The sequence below is a fragment of the Sphingobacterium sp. LZ11T8 genome, from assembly GCF_024261425.1.
Lineage (GTDB): Bacteria > Bacteroidota > Bacteroidia > Sphingobacteriales > Sphingobacteriaceae > Sphingobacterium.
Genome location: NZ_JANBZY010000002.1, coordinates 550,275 through 563,024 on the forward strand (window position 1 = coordinate 550,275; position 12,750 = coordinate 563,024).

A 12,750-nucleotide genomic window follows, 5' to 3' on the forward strand; every position below is an offset into this window, starting at 1 on the left:
TCCAGATTCTTTCCAGAATCTATTGGCTTTATTGTAAACTGTTATAAGATGAAGATACTAATTATTGAAGACGAGAAAGAGCTATTGCTCACCATGGAAGAATTCCTTAAATCTGAAAACTTCCTAATTGAATCAGCAACAGATTACAATACAGCCCTAGAAAAAGCCATGAACTATCAATATGACTGCATTTTACTGGATATCATGCTCCCCGGAGGCAGTGGACTCGATATTTTGCGGGCACTTAAAGAGGAGCATAAAAAACAACCGGTGCTGATCCTTTCGGCAAAAGACTCTGTTGAGGACAAAGTCTTGGGATTAGAGATCGGGGCAGACGATTATCTCGCCAAACCCTTCCACCTTGCTGAATTGCTGGCTAGGGTGAAATCCATTATCCGCAGGAATTCCAATGAAGGTGAACAATGGGTAAAATATAAAAATGTTAGTCTTAACCCCGAGAGCAGAATTGTCCAGATCAATGAAAACCCCATCAACTTCAACCGTAAGGAGTTTGACCTGTTCCACTATTTCCTACTAAGACCGAACAGGTTACTGGAAAAAACAAGTTTAGTGGAGTCGGTTTGGGGAGACCATACCGATCAAGCGGACAATCTGGACTTTATCTATTCACAAATTAAAAACATCCGCAAGAAATTGAAAGATTCTTCAGCGGAAATGGATATTCAGGCAGTTTATGGGGTCGGGTATAAATTAGTATAATGTCGGTATCAATAAAATATTACACCAATAAGTTTCTGGCCATTGCCATCCTGATCATTATGGCAGTATGGGCATTGCTGTTCTATGCCTTCCTGATGGATGAGGTCTATGATAACATCGATGATGGCTTAAAGAACCAAAAGCTAGAAATTATCCGAGAAGCCTACAACAATCCCGATATTATCAATAATAACAAGGAATATGGGATAAACCAGTTCAAGATCTACCCGACCGAAGCCAAGGAAGATATTGACAAAAACCATTTTTCAAGGGAATTTATGTATATGCCCTATGATGATGAGGATGAACCATACAGAATCTTAAGAACGGGCTTCTACTCAAAAGATAGGATAGCCTATGGCCTGGACATCAGAACATCCACTGTCGAAGAGGATGATTACCTGATCAATCTCGCCATAGCGCTTGCAGTTTTATACCTTGTAATCGTTTTAAGCATATTGATCATCAATTATTTCGTGATGAGCAAGGGCTGGAAACCATTTCAAAATATTTTAAAAAACCTAAGCAACTACCGATTTGGTCATAGTAAAACCTTCGAATCCACCGTCACCAAGGTCAAGGAGTTTGAAGAGCTAAATACCCAGATCAAGCAAATGATAGACCGCAATGAAGGCCTATTCGAAGAACAAAAGCTGTTTTTGGAGAATGCATCCCATGAGCTCCAAACGCCTTTGGCCATTACTATCGGCAAATTAGACCTGCTCCTGCAAGAAGGTGACCTCCCTGAGGAAAAAACCATTAAGATTGCTGAAGCTAAACAGGCTCTTCACCGGATGGTGGCCCTGAATAAATCCTTGCTTATGCTTTCCAGGATCGAAAACAACCAATACAGCAGCAGCACTGAGGTCAATTTCAATGACCTGATCAAAAGGAAACTGGAAGAACTGGAGGATTTCATTCAATTCAAGGAACTAAAAGTCGATTTTATCCAGCATGATCAATTTATTGCTAATCTCAACTTTGACCTTGCCCACATCTTGATTTCCAACCTGCTTAGGAATGCCATAAAATACAATTATAAAGAAGGGTTTATCCGAATAACGGTAAACAAAAGAGAGATTGACTTTGCCAATAGCAGTGAAAATGGAGCCTTAAACCCACAGTATATCTTCAAACGCTTCCATAAAGGCAATCAGGATAGTCAATCCAATGGGCTAGGTCTATCGATCGTTCAAACGATCCTGGACAAATACCCTCATATCCAAATTGAATACGGATATGCCCAAGCAGAACAGCATTTTAAACTAAAAATTTGAAATAATTCAGAAATAATCCCCTTTTTCCCAATTCTTTCCAGATTTGACATAGAAATTTGATTAAACAAAAAATTAAACGACATGAAAAATCTAATAAAAACACTGATGTTATTGTTTATTGCTGGATCATCTTTCCAAGCAATGGCTCAGGAAAAAGTAATTGAAGTTGCAAACTTGCCTAAAACAGCGCAAAACTTCCTTCAAAAGCATTATGCAAATGATAAAGTTGCCTTGACAAAATCTGAAAAGGAAACATTATCTTCTATTGAATACAAGGTAGTGCTTGCAAGTGGAACTGAAGTAGAATTTGATAGCAAGGGTGAATGGACTGAAGTAGATGCAAATACTGTTGCAGTACCTCAAGACATCGTTCCTGCAAAAATTAAATCTTATGTTCAAAAAAGCTTCCCTGACAACAATATCGTACAGATCAAAAAAGAAAAAAAGGGATATGAAGTTGAATTAACCAACGGAATCGAAGTTAAATTCAACAAAAATGCTGACTTCATCAAGATTGATGACTAATTGAAATACACACACAATAATCTTAATAAAACTTTAAAATGAAAAAATTACTTCTAGCACTAACTGTTCTTCTATCATTCGCTACTTTAACGATGTCTTGTGATAAAGAGTCTGTAATTACTGAGGATCAGCTTCCACAAAGTGCAAATCAATTCTTAAACGAAAACTTCAAAGGCGTGAAAATCTTATCCGTAGTTGAAGAAAAAGAAGGGCTTTCTGGAAAAGAATTTGATGTACTCCTTGATAACGGAATAGAAATCAAATTCGACAAAAATGGTCAATGGTTAGATATCTATGCTAAAGCCGATACAGCAACATTACCAGATAATTTGATCCCTACAGCTATCAGAGACTATGTAAAACAAAACTATGCTAATGCTGGCATCAATAGCATTGAAAAAGAAAAACACGGCTACGATGTCGAACTTACAAACGGCTTAGATCTTGTATTCGACAAAGACGGTAAATTCGTTAGGATAGATCCGTAAAAGTAGTATTTAGTAGAAAGTATTTAGTATTTAGACAAAAAGGTCCTGTGGAACATCATAGGACCTTTCTTTATATCATTAATTAGTATTTAGTAGTAAGTATTTAGTATTAAGACGGTTTGTTACTGTAGAGAAAGAAACCAGCGGGGTGTGACATCTTTATAGAAATTGTATGTTTGAAATGGTCAACCCACAGAGTGGGTGAAATGTTTATAGAAAGGTAAATCGTCAAAAGGACAACCCCTAGCGGGGGGTGAAATATTTTTCTATAACCCTTTTGTGTCACCCTGAAGGCTCGGCCGAAGGGTCTCGGAACTAAGCAGGCTTGCCAAAAACAGTTTTCTCATCTTGCGATTCGAAATGACCCGCATCCCTAAAAAAATAAGAAATAGATTCTTCGTTTTACTCTGAATCCCTCTCAGGAGGCTTCCAATTCTGAACGATCAGTGAAGAATCTGTACGTGAATGCCTCAAAATGTTCTTGTCATTCTTGATCGAAGATCAAGGACCTGTTCGCCAATGAAATTAGGTTTGCATAGTTCCAAGATTCTTCCTGCGTCAGAATGACACCGTGGCGGAAACCGAAAATGTAGGAAAGCACGTATTACAAACCTATTATTTATTCAAAATATGAAGCGGGCGAATGCGATTCGCCCCTATGGAAATATGATTAAATATAGTCTTAGAAACTACGTTCAAACCATGATCTTGGTCCATCCTCTCATCCTCGGTGGGTGAGCGGAGTCGAACCCCAATCCTGGTTCAAATACCAAGTCCACCACAAGTCTAAATACTAAATACTAAATACTAAATACTATATACTTAAATACTATATACTTAAATACTATTCAGATAAATAACTAGTCTTCACGGTAATATTCGCGGTTTTCTTTCTTGAGGTCACGTTAAAGGCACCACCATAGGAATATTCTTCATTTTCGTTCTGACCGGTAATCTGAAAAATCCCTAAATCGGCTTTCACTAGAGAACCTAATGAGGATCCAGCTTCTTTAGCAATGTTTTCTGCCCTTACCTTTGCATTCTGGGAAGCTTCCGAGATCAACTTCAATTTCAGGTCTTCAAGACCCGAGAAATAGTAGTTAGGAGCATTGGAGGCCAACTCTACCCCTTGCGAGATCAAGGTGGAGATTTCACGCGAAGCGTTGGCAACCTTATCTAAATCTTTTGATTCAATGGAAACATTTTGCGAAAGGCTATATCCGGTAAAGGTATTGAAGCTATTTCCATTCTGATCGGTATGGTAGGTAAAGTCACGGGCAATATTAACGGCATTGAACAGAATCTCTTTTTCATTGATCCCTTGGCGAACCAAAAAATCCTTCACCAATTCACGATCTCGCTTCAATTGTTCGGAAGCTTCACTTAAATCCATGGATTTACGGCTGAACACTGCAGACCATTTCACGATATCAGACTCAAAATTAGTCATCGCATTACCGGTCACATTAATCGTATTGGAATTTCTGTACTTATACTTATAGGCATTACCAAAGATCATGGCAAACACAATGATGGATAGGCCGGCGATAATACTGATTATAATACCTGTGTTTTTCATATAAAGTGAATTAATGCGATTATACTAAAATTGTTATCTTTTAACCTAACCTAAGTTAACAAATTTTGGGTATTATTGAAATTCCAAACATCAATTTATATGAAACGTAAATTTGGCTTAATACTATTTGGTTTAAGTGCAATTTCACTAACTTATGCACAGAAAAAACCAATTGATCACACTGTTTATGATTCCTGGAATGTTATCAGTAAACCTGAGATCAGCAAATCTGGAAATCTGATTTATTATAGCATTACCCCACAAGAAGGTGATGCGACTTCCATTGTAAAAAATGCAAACAATCAACAACTGCTTCAAATCCCTAGAGGTGCAGACCTTAAGCTGACCAAGGATGAAAAACATTTGATTGGTTTAATCAAAGCTCCTTTTCAGGAAGTAAGGCAGGCAAAGATCAAGAAAAAGAAACCTGATGAAATGCCGAAGGACTCTCTTTTGGTCTTTAATATCGCTAAAAACCAGTCCAGCAAATTTGCACAGGTGAAATCCTATAAAATCGCTAAGGATGGAAATGACTTCGTTGCCTTCCTGCACGAAACCATCATCCCCAAAAGCTCGGACAGCAGTAAAACGAAATCTGCATCCAAAAAGGAAAAACCTACCCCTACCTTAACGGTCCTCAACTTAAATACGGCTGATACAAGCAATATCTTAAAAGCGGATAGTTACGAGTGGAGTGATGACGGGAAATTCTTGGTTTACTCCATTAAAGGTCCAGAAAAAGACTCCTTAAATGAATCCGGTCTATTTATTATGGACCTTGCCAACAAATCCAAAAAGAAAATAAGCTCAGGCAAAGGAACCTATAAGAACATTCAGTTTGATGATGCTACAAAGCAACTGAGCTTCTTAGCGGACAAGACTCCTGAAAAATCCCTATTAAAGGAATATAAGCTTTATTACTATACCGCAAACCAAGACTCCGCCGTGATATTGGCTGATAGAAATTCCAATGGGATTCCTCAAAACTGGTTTGTATCCGGTGATGGCTCCTTAACCTTTAGCAAATCTGGAAAAAGACTGTTTTTCGGATTGGCTCCAATTCCAAGGGTAAAGGACACCACTTTAGTGGAATTCGAGCATGCCAAAGTGGATATCTGGCACTGGCAAGATGATTACCTGCAACCTATGCAATTGGTTAACCTAAGAAGAGACCTATCCAGGAACTATACCGCCATGGTCAATCTGGCCTCCAATAGAAATGTGATTCCATTATCTGATGAAACATTCAATAGAATCTCCTTGACCGGCGATGCTGACAACGAATGGGCGATGGCGACTTCCGACAAGGAATACAGAATAGAAACCCAATGGGAAGGTGGCATGCGTTCTGATATCTACGCTATATCAACCCTGACAGGTAAAAATAAATTGGTCACAAAATCCAACTCTGGATATGCTGCATTAGCACCAAACGGCGATTATGTCGTTTATTTCAACCGTAGCAATGGTAATTGGTACAGCTTCCATATCGCATCTGAAAGCACGAAACAACTGAATGAAGGCTTGCAAGTCAGCTTTGTGGATGAAGAAAATGATGTCCCTGCCGCTCCAGGACCCTATGGAATCGCTGGATGGTCAAAGGATGGCAAATACATCTATATCAATGACCGATATGATATCTGGAAATTAAGCCTTGATGGAAAAAACAAAACCAACCTAACCAACGGCCTTGGAAGACAAAACCAAATGGTCTATCGTATGGAAAACCTATATAGGAACGATGACCCAAGGATCAATTACAACCAGATCGATGAGTCAAAGACTGTTTTCTTAAATGGTTTCAATAAAATCGACAAAAATCAAGGTCTCTATAAATTAGGAAAAAAAGAAATCAGCAAACTATGGTCAGGTCCGCATACTTATAGAATGCTTAATGCGGATGAAAAATTGAACAAGCTTATCTATACAAAAGAGGATTACCAGCATTCACCGGATCTATATCTATTAGCGAATTTCAAAAACGAAACCAGACTATCCGATATTAACCCTCAACAGGCGAATTACAATTGGGGAACGGCTGAATTGGTACATTGGACTACACCAAAAGGCTATAAATCGGAAGGTATTCTCTATAAGCCTGAAGATTTCGATCCGAATAAGAAATATCCGATTATTGCTTATTTCTACGAAACGCTATCAGATGGGCTATATGGCTACCAAGCGCCGGCTCCTACTCCATCCCGTTTGAATATCCCTTATTTCGTAAGTAACGGTTATTTGGTCTTCGCACCGGACATCCGTTATGAAACTGGCTATCCAGGAAGATCAGCTGAAGAGTTTATTAATTCAGGTATGCATCATTTGGCTAGAAACAACAATTGGGTGGACTCCACTAAAATGGGAATCCAAGGACAGAGCTGGGGTGGTTATCAAGTTGCCCACCTGATTACCCGTACCGATATGTATGCCGCAGCATGGGCTGGTGCTCCCGTTGTCAACATGACCTCGGCCTACGGTGGAATCCGTTGGGGAACGGGAATGTCCAGACAGTTCCAATATGAGAATACACAAAGCCGTATCGGAAAGCCGCTTTGGGAAGCTAGAGATCTATATATAGAGAACTCGCCACTGTTCTTTATGGACAAGGTCAACACACCTGTGGCGATCATGCACAACGACAATGACGGAGCTGTGCCTTGGTACCAAGGGATTGAATTCTTTACTGCATTGAGAAGATTGAATAAACCAGTTTGGTTATTGAACTATAACGGTGATGACCACAATCTAATCCAAAGACAGAACCGAAAAGACATTCAAATTCGCGAAGCTCAATTCTTTGATCACTTCCTAAAAGGAAAACCAGCAGCAAATTGGATCAAAAAAGGAGTCAAAGCAACAGAAAAAGGTATAGATTGGGGCCTTGAAGTCAACTAATTTTACAATAGAAACTCAAAACAGGCGGTAATTCTTGGGAATTACCGCCTGTTTTTGTTAAAAAACACTAAAAACCATACTTTTTTACATTTTTTTTCAAAAATTTTATCCAAGTAAAATGTTTTTACTATACTTTTGATAAAAATTTAGAAGAAAAAATCAGTAATCAACAAAAACTTAAGTATATCTAATATTAACAGCATGTTAAACTCCAGACTAGCCGCAGTTGAAACTGCCTCAAAGCACATGTTCAATGAAACAACTGAGGTAAATTCAGAACGCGCAATTCACATTTTCAATAAAAATGTGTTCAGCATCTCTAAAATGAGAGATTACCTTTCAAAGTCTACTTTTAGCGAATTAAAATCATCTATCGACGAAGGAAAACAGATCAGCAGAGAATTAGCAGATTACATCGCGCAAGCCATGAAAACTTGGGCCCTAGAAAATGGTGCTTCGCACTATACCCACTGGTTTCAACCTTTGACTGGATCAACAGCTGAAAAACACGATGCTTTTTTTGAACCGGACACGGATGGAAGCGCAATCGAGAAATTCAACGCGGATGCATTGGTACAACAAGAACCAGATGCTTCTTCTTTCCCGAACGGCGGTATCCGTAATACTTTCGAAGCTAGAGGTTATACTGCTTGGGACCCTTCATCCCCTGCCTTTATCTTTGAAACTGGTGCTGGCAAAACCTTATGTATCCCTACCGTATTCGTTTCTTACACAGGCGAATCCCTAGATTACAAAGCACCTTTATTAAAAGCTATCGCTTCTATTGACAAAGCTGCAACTGATGTTGCTCAATATTTTGATAAAGCCGTTACCAAAGTAAATGCTTCTTTGGGTATCGAACAAGAATATTTCTTGGTTGACCTTGCCTTATATAATGCTCGTCCTGACCTACAATTGACAGGAAGAACCCTATTCGGACACATGTCAGCTAAAGGACAACAATTAGAGGATCATTACTTCGGTGCGATCCCTGAGCGTGTATTAGCTTACATGGTGGACCTTGAAAACGAAGCCCTGAAATTAGGTATCCCTTTGAAAACTCGTCACAACGAGGTTGCCCCTTCTCAATTTGAATGTGCTCCTATGTTTGAAGAGATCAACTTGGCTATCGACCATAACCAATTGTTGATGAACGTAATGGAACAAGTTGCCATTCGTCACAACTTTAAGGTTTTATTACATGAAAAACCGTATAGCGGTGTAAACGGATCCGGAAAACACAATAACTGGTCCTTGATCACCAATACAGGTGTGAACCTGCTTTCGCCAGGAAAAACTCCTAAAAACAACCTGATGTTCTTGACGTTCTTTGTCAACACCATCAAAGCTGTTTATGAGCATGCCGACCTACTGAGAGCATCTATCGCAAGTCACTCCAATGACCACCGCCTAGGTGCCAACGAAGCTCCTCCAGCGATTATCTCTATCTTCTTAGGTTCTCAATTGGATGAAATCCTAGAAGAAGTTGAATCTGCTCGCGTTGCCAAAAAAGTTAAGGCTGATGCAAACCTATGGCACGGTATTCCAAAAATCCCTGATCTGAAATTGGATAACACCGACCGAAACCGTACTTCTCCTTTTGCTTTCACCGGCAATAAATTCGAGTTCCGCGCTGTTGGATCTTCTGCAAACTCAGCATTGCCAATGACCATTTTGAATGCAATCGTTGCTACGCAATTGATTGAATTCAAAAATGAAGTCGACAAACAGATCAAAAAAGGAATCAAGAAAGACCTTGCGATCCTAAACGTTGTCCGTAAATACATCAAAGATTCAAAAGCAATCCGTTTCGAAGGAAATGGCTATAGCGAAGAATGGGAAATTGAAGCGGCTGGCAGAGGACTTTCTAACATCAAGTCTACACCAAAAGCCCTTGATGTCTATGTAAAACCAGAGTCTCTAGAGCTTTTCGAAACCCTAGGAATCTTCTCAAGACGTGAATCTGAAGCTAGACATGAGATCTTATTGGAGAACTTCTTCAAAAAACTTCAAATCGAAGCTCGTGTGATTGGTGATGTCGTAACTAGTCAGATTGCACCTGCATGTTTGATCTATCAAAACCAATTGATTGAAAACGTAAGAGGCCTTAAGGACTTAGGTCTGAGCAAAGAGGCTTACAGTTCACAGCTAAACTATGTGGAGCGTATCTCCAAGCACGTGAACATTATCCTTGAACAGGCAGAGGAAATGCGTCAAGCCCGTAAAAAAGCAAACACCATCGACGACATGCGTGAAAAAGCGATCGCTTACGACGAGGTTGTAAAACCGTTCTTCGACGAAATCCGCTACCATGTCAACAAACTTGAAAAAATCGTTGATGACGCTAAATGGCCTTTGCCAAAATTACGCGAATTGCTTTTCATCCACTAAGCATTAACTAAACAAGAAACAATAACCATTAAGGGGTAATCTGAAAAGATTGCCCCTTTTTTGCTGGGGAGTAGAGGGAACAAAACGCAGTTTTTAGATACTTTCGTTGGGGTTTATTGGATACGCTTTTGAACCAGGATGGAAAGGATGAGAGGATGGGCCAAGAACTGGTTTTGAACCAGGATTAAAAGGATGAGAGGATGGGCCATGATTATGTCCTGCCCACCATTGAAAAGGCGGCAAATACCATAGGGGCATATTTTGAAAGAAAACATTGCGGATTATATTGGCGTACAGGTCCTTTACCTTCGGTAAAGAATGACAGGCAATTTTTATAGTGAACCGTACAGATTCCTCACTAATCGTTCAGAATTGGAAATGGGTTGGGGAGAGATTCAGAGCGCAGCGAAGAATCTATTGTTGTATTTTTTTTAGAATCGTTGTCATCGTGAGCACAGCGAACGAACTATTTTATTTCTTCAAGACAAATTGCAGAAAAATATTTCACCCCTGCTAGGGGTTGGTCTGCTTATTGGCCAAATCTTCTATAAAGATATCACCCCTTCCAAGGGTTTCACAAAACAAACATCCATTCTTCCGGAGGAAGTCCTTTAGCAACCGGCTCATTTCCAATGGCGGAAAAATGGAAAGAATGCCGTTGCCGAGTGCGATGGGATTGGCCTTGGAATGCTTTTTCATGATCATCCCATCAAAAGGGGTGATCTTGCAAAAGATATTCCCGACATCAAGGCATTCTATCCATGTGTAGTGGATGGTGCGAAAAGCCATCTTAAATGGGCCGAAGCGGTTTGGTTACTTTTCCGCGAAAAAGTAACAGAGTTCTTGGCACAGCCGGTGGGTGAGCCTGTCGAACCTCCATCCCGTACCCTGAGCGGCGTCAAAGGGCATCCTGGCACAAAAAAAGAGGGGATTTTCCCTTTCCCCTCAATTGATGCTATTCTTTAATAAAATAACAAACTAACTCCTCAAATATCCCGCTTTTAGCCTTGTTATTTTTATACATATTACGGTATTAGCTACCACAATTACGGTAGTTACTTTTTCTAATCGCTGATATTTTCTTTAATAAAAATCTTCTTGATCAGTCCAACATCCAAGGCATTCATATCTACCAGTTTCAAATCCTTGATCATCTTTAAGGTCGACGATTTATAATGTTGGAAATGTTTGGACTTGATATGGTCCTCATACGCTTTTTGATCCCTATAGATCTCCAAGATCCTGATTTTATGTTTCTCGGCTTGGATCTCCATGGGAAAGATCGATATGACACCCTCCTCCTTCTCTACAGACTCTCTGGCTCCATGCAGAACAATCTCCTTATATTCTTCCCAATATTCTGGAATTACATCAATTTCTGCTATCCTGATCAAGTGAATTTGCTTTTTTTCGCCAAAACCCCCAGATTTTTCTTGAGAAAACAGATTTCCAAAGCTAAAAAGCATTAAAAAAACCAAAAAACTCATCAAATACTCTTTCATTTCCATAGCATAACTGATTTTTTACTAATAATAACGCAAAAGCAGTAAAATTGTTGAGCCAGCAATTCTTAATTATTGATCTGACTTGCCTGCTGACCAACTGCCCTTTCGCCTACAATCTTGATCTTATCCAATGCGGCGGTCAAATCCTTTAATTCTGCCGGATCAAATTGATAATCCCGAGAATCCATGTTTTCTTTCAGGTGTGCCAGTTTAGTGGTTCCCGGAATGGGAACTATAAAAGGTTTGTGGGCCAATAGCCATGCCAATGCTACCTGAGCTACGGTCAACCCTCTATGGTCACCAAAATCCTTAAGCACATCGATCAAAGGCCAATTGGCAATAATGGCATCCTTTTGATAACGAGGCAAGGCTGGTCGGTTATCATTGTCAGAATTATATTTCGTCCGTTCATTGATATAACCCGTTATCAATCCTCTGCTCAATGGACTGTAAGGAACAAAACCTATCCCCAATTCCTCACAAACAGGTATCACTGTGGTTTCAGGTTGGCGGGTAACCAAGGAATACTCACTTTGCAAGGCCGTAACCTGTTGCACAGCATGGGCTTTCCTGATATTTTCAGCACTCGCTTCACTCAAGCCAAAGTTCCTGACTTTCCCTGCCTGGATCAATTCCTTTACAGTTCCGGCAACATCTTCCATCGGAACATTTGGATCAACTCGATGTTGATATAACAAATCTATATAATCTGTCTTCAAGCGTTTTAAGGATTGATCCACCATCTTCTTGATCGTTTCCGGTCTGCTGTCCAAACCTTTGGCCGGAACTCCGTCCACAAAGCCAAACTTGGTTGCTATCAATATATCCTTACGAATAGGCTGTAAGGCCTCTCCTACTAATTCTTCATTGATCCGCGGACCATAAGCTTCGGCGGTATCGAAGAAATTTAAGCCTAATTCTGCTGCTTTTCTAATCAGGTTTATGCTCATCTGACGGTCAGGAACAAAACTGCGGTGAAAACTCATGCCCATACAGCCTAAGCCAAATGCGGACACCGCTAATTGATGTTTTCCAGATCCTAACAGCCTCTTTCCTGTTTCCTGAAAATTGAGGCTACTGTCTTTATTTATTTCCATGGTTGAACTAGCAAATAAAACATTGGAGCTGATCAGTCCCAATCCTGCTAATGCTCCATTCTTTAAAAATTCTCTACGATTGTTTGTCCTCATATTCTCTGATGGTTTAATGTATTCCAAAGGTCTGTAGAATAAACAATTAAAAGCTTATATGGATTACAGGATTAACTACCAATTTTACTTTTGACTTTCATTATACCGAAAATCTCAAATTATACTTGGTTTAGCCGACATAAAACATCAATTTTATAATAATTGGCTTACCTGCCAAAT

The 12,750-nt window shown here is 39.6% G+C and carries 11 protein-coding genes; 7 read left to right on the top strand and 4 right to left on the bottom strand.

The genetic code is table 11. The features are described 5' to 3' along the window. Positions 1 to 48 precede the first annotated feature (48 nt). The 4 genes from NLF99_RS07325 to NLF99_RS07340 all read left to right on the top strand — a co-directional run bounded on the left by NLF99_RS07325 (position 49) and on the right by NLF99_RS07340 (position 3,010). Positions 49 to 720, top strand: a complete 672-nt coding sequence (locus NLF99_RS07325; protein ID WP_254527423.1) for a response regulator transcription factor — start codon at positions 49 to 51, stop codon at positions 718 to 720. After that, positions 720 to 1,997, top strand: coding sequence for a cell wall metabolism sensor histidine kinase WalK (locus tag NLF99_RS07330; protein ID WP_254527424.1), 1,278 nt, complete (start codon positions 720 to 722; stop codon positions 1,995 to 1,997). The genes NLF99_RS07325 and NLF99_RS07330 overlap by 1 nt, the downstream gene beginning before the upstream one ends. 81 nt (positions 1,998 to 2,078) lie before the next feature. Continuing rightward, a complete protein-coding gene (locus NLF99_RS07335) occupies positions 2,079 to 2,522 on the top strand; it encodes a PepSY-like domain-containing protein (protein WP_254527425.1) in 444 nt (147 codons plus the stop codon). Between the two features lie 38 nt (positions 2,523 to 2,560). Beyond that, a complete protein-coding gene (locus NLF99_RS07340) occupies positions 2,561 to 3,010 on the top strand; it encodes a PepSY-like domain-containing protein (protein ID WP_254527426.1) in 450 nt (149 codons plus the stop codon). 844 nt (positions 3,011 to 3,854) lie between these two features. Here the strand turns inward: NLF99_RS07340 and NLF99_RS07345 are convergent. Further along, positions 3,855 to 4,589, bottom strand: a complete 735-nt coding sequence (locus tag NLF99_RS07345; protein WP_185212470.1) for an SIMPL domain-containing protein — start codon at positions 4,587 to 4,589, stop codon at positions 3,855 to 3,857. Positions 4,590 to 4,688: 99 nt separating this feature from the next. On the opposite strand from NLF99_RS07345, the gene NLF99_RS07350 reads away from it, so the two are divergent. Then, positions 4,689 to 7,484 carry a prolyl oligopeptidase family serine peptidase gene (locus NLF99_RS07350; protein WP_254527427.1) on the top strand — a complete coding sequence of 932 codons (2,796 nt, stop codon included), beginning with the start codon at positions 4,689 to 4,691 and terminating at the stop codon, positions 7,482 to 7,484. Positions 7,485 to 7,685: 201 nt separating this feature from the next. Further along, on the top strand, positions 7,686 to 9,875 hold the full coding sequence (locus NLF99_RS07355) for a glutamine synthetase III (protein WP_185216670.1): 2,190 nt from the start codon (positions 7,686 to 7,688) through the stop codon (positions 9,873 to 9,875). A gap of 513 nt (positions 9,876 to 10,388) precedes the next feature. On the opposite strand, the gene NLF99_RS07360 is transcribed toward NLF99_RS07355, so the two are convergent. Next, positions 10,389 to 10,574, bottom strand: a complete 186-nt coding sequence (locus tag NLF99_RS07360) for a hypothetical protein (protein ID WP_254527428.1) — start codon at positions 10,572 to 10,574, stop codon at positions 10,389 to 10,391. Here NLF99_RS07360 and NLF99_RS07365 point away from each other — a divergent pair. After that, positions 10,563 to 10,841, top strand: coding sequence for a hypothetical protein (locus NLF99_RS07365; RefSeq protein ID WP_254527429.1), 279 nt, complete (start codon positions 10,563 to 10,565; stop codon positions 10,839 to 10,841). The two genes, NLF99_RS07360 and NLF99_RS07365, sit on opposite strands and share 12 nt — an antisense overlap. Positions 10,842 to 10,939: 98 nt before the next feature. On the opposite strand, the gene NLF99_RS07370 is transcribed toward NLF99_RS07365, so the two are convergent. Both NLF99_RS07370 and NLF99_RS07375 read right to left on the bottom strand, forming a co-directional pair. Further along, positions 10,940 to 11,383 carry a putative quinol monooxygenase gene (locus NLF99_RS07370; protein ID WP_254527430.1) on the bottom strand — a complete coding sequence of 148 codons (444 nt, stop codon included), beginning with the start codon at positions 11,381 to 11,383 and terminating at the stop codon, positions 10,940 to 10,942. A gap of 62 nt (positions 11,384 to 11,445) precedes the next feature. After that, positions 11,446 to 12,570 carry an aldo/keto reductase gene (locus NLF99_RS07375; RefSeq protein WP_254527431.1) on the bottom strand — a complete coding sequence of 375 codons (1,125 nt, stop codon included), beginning with the start codon at positions 12,568 to 12,570 and terminating at the stop codon, positions 11,446 to 11,448. Positions 12,571 to 12,750: the final 180 nt, after the last annotated feature.

Excerpts from the sequence above, each read along its gene's own strand:
- NLF99_RS07345 (WP_185212470.1), bottom strand. The coding sequence starts at position 4,589 with ATGAAAAACACAGGTATTATAATCAGTATTATCGCCGGCCTATCCATC.
- NLF99_RS07365 (WP_254527429.1), top strand. The coding sequence starts at position 10,563 with ATGCTTTTTCATGATCATCCCATCAAAAGGGGTGATCTTGCAAAAGAT.
- NLF99_RS07360 (WP_254527428.1), bottom strand. The coding sequence starts at position 10,574 with ATGAAAAAGCATTCCAAGGCCAATCCCATCGCACTCGGCAACGGCATT.
- NLF99_RS07325 (WP_254527423.1), top strand. The coding sequence starts at position 49 with ATGAAGATACTAATTATTGAAGACGAGAAAGAGCTATTGCTCACCATG.
- NLF99_RS07335 (WP_254527425.1), top strand. The coding sequence starts at position 2,079 with ATGAAAAATCTAATAAAAACACTGATGTTATTGTTTATTGCTGGATCA.
- NLF99_RS07355 (WP_185216670.1), top strand. The coding sequence starts at position 7,686 with ATGTTAAACTCCAGACTAGCCGCAGTTGAAACTGCCTCAAAGCACATG.
- NLF99_RS07340 (WP_254527426.1), top strand. The coding sequence starts at position 2,561 with ATGAAAAAATTACTTCTAGCACTAACTGTTCTTCTATCATTCGCTACT.
- NLF99_RS07375 (WP_254527431.1), bottom strand. The coding sequence starts at position 12,570 with ATGAGGACAAACAATCGTAGAGAATTTTTAAAGAATGGAGCATTAGCA.
- NLF99_RS07370 (WP_254527430.1), bottom strand. The coding sequence starts at position 11,383 with ATGGAAATGAAAGAGTATTTGATGAGTTTTTTGGTTTTTTTAATGCTT.
- NLF99_RS07330 (WP_254527424.1), top strand. The coding sequence starts at position 720 with ATGTCGGTATCAATAAAATATTACACCAATAAGTTTCTGGCCATTGCC.
- NLF99_RS07350 (WP_254527427.1), top strand. The coding sequence starts at position 4,689 with ATGAAACGTAAATTTGGCTTAATACTATTTGGTTTAAGTGCAATTTCA.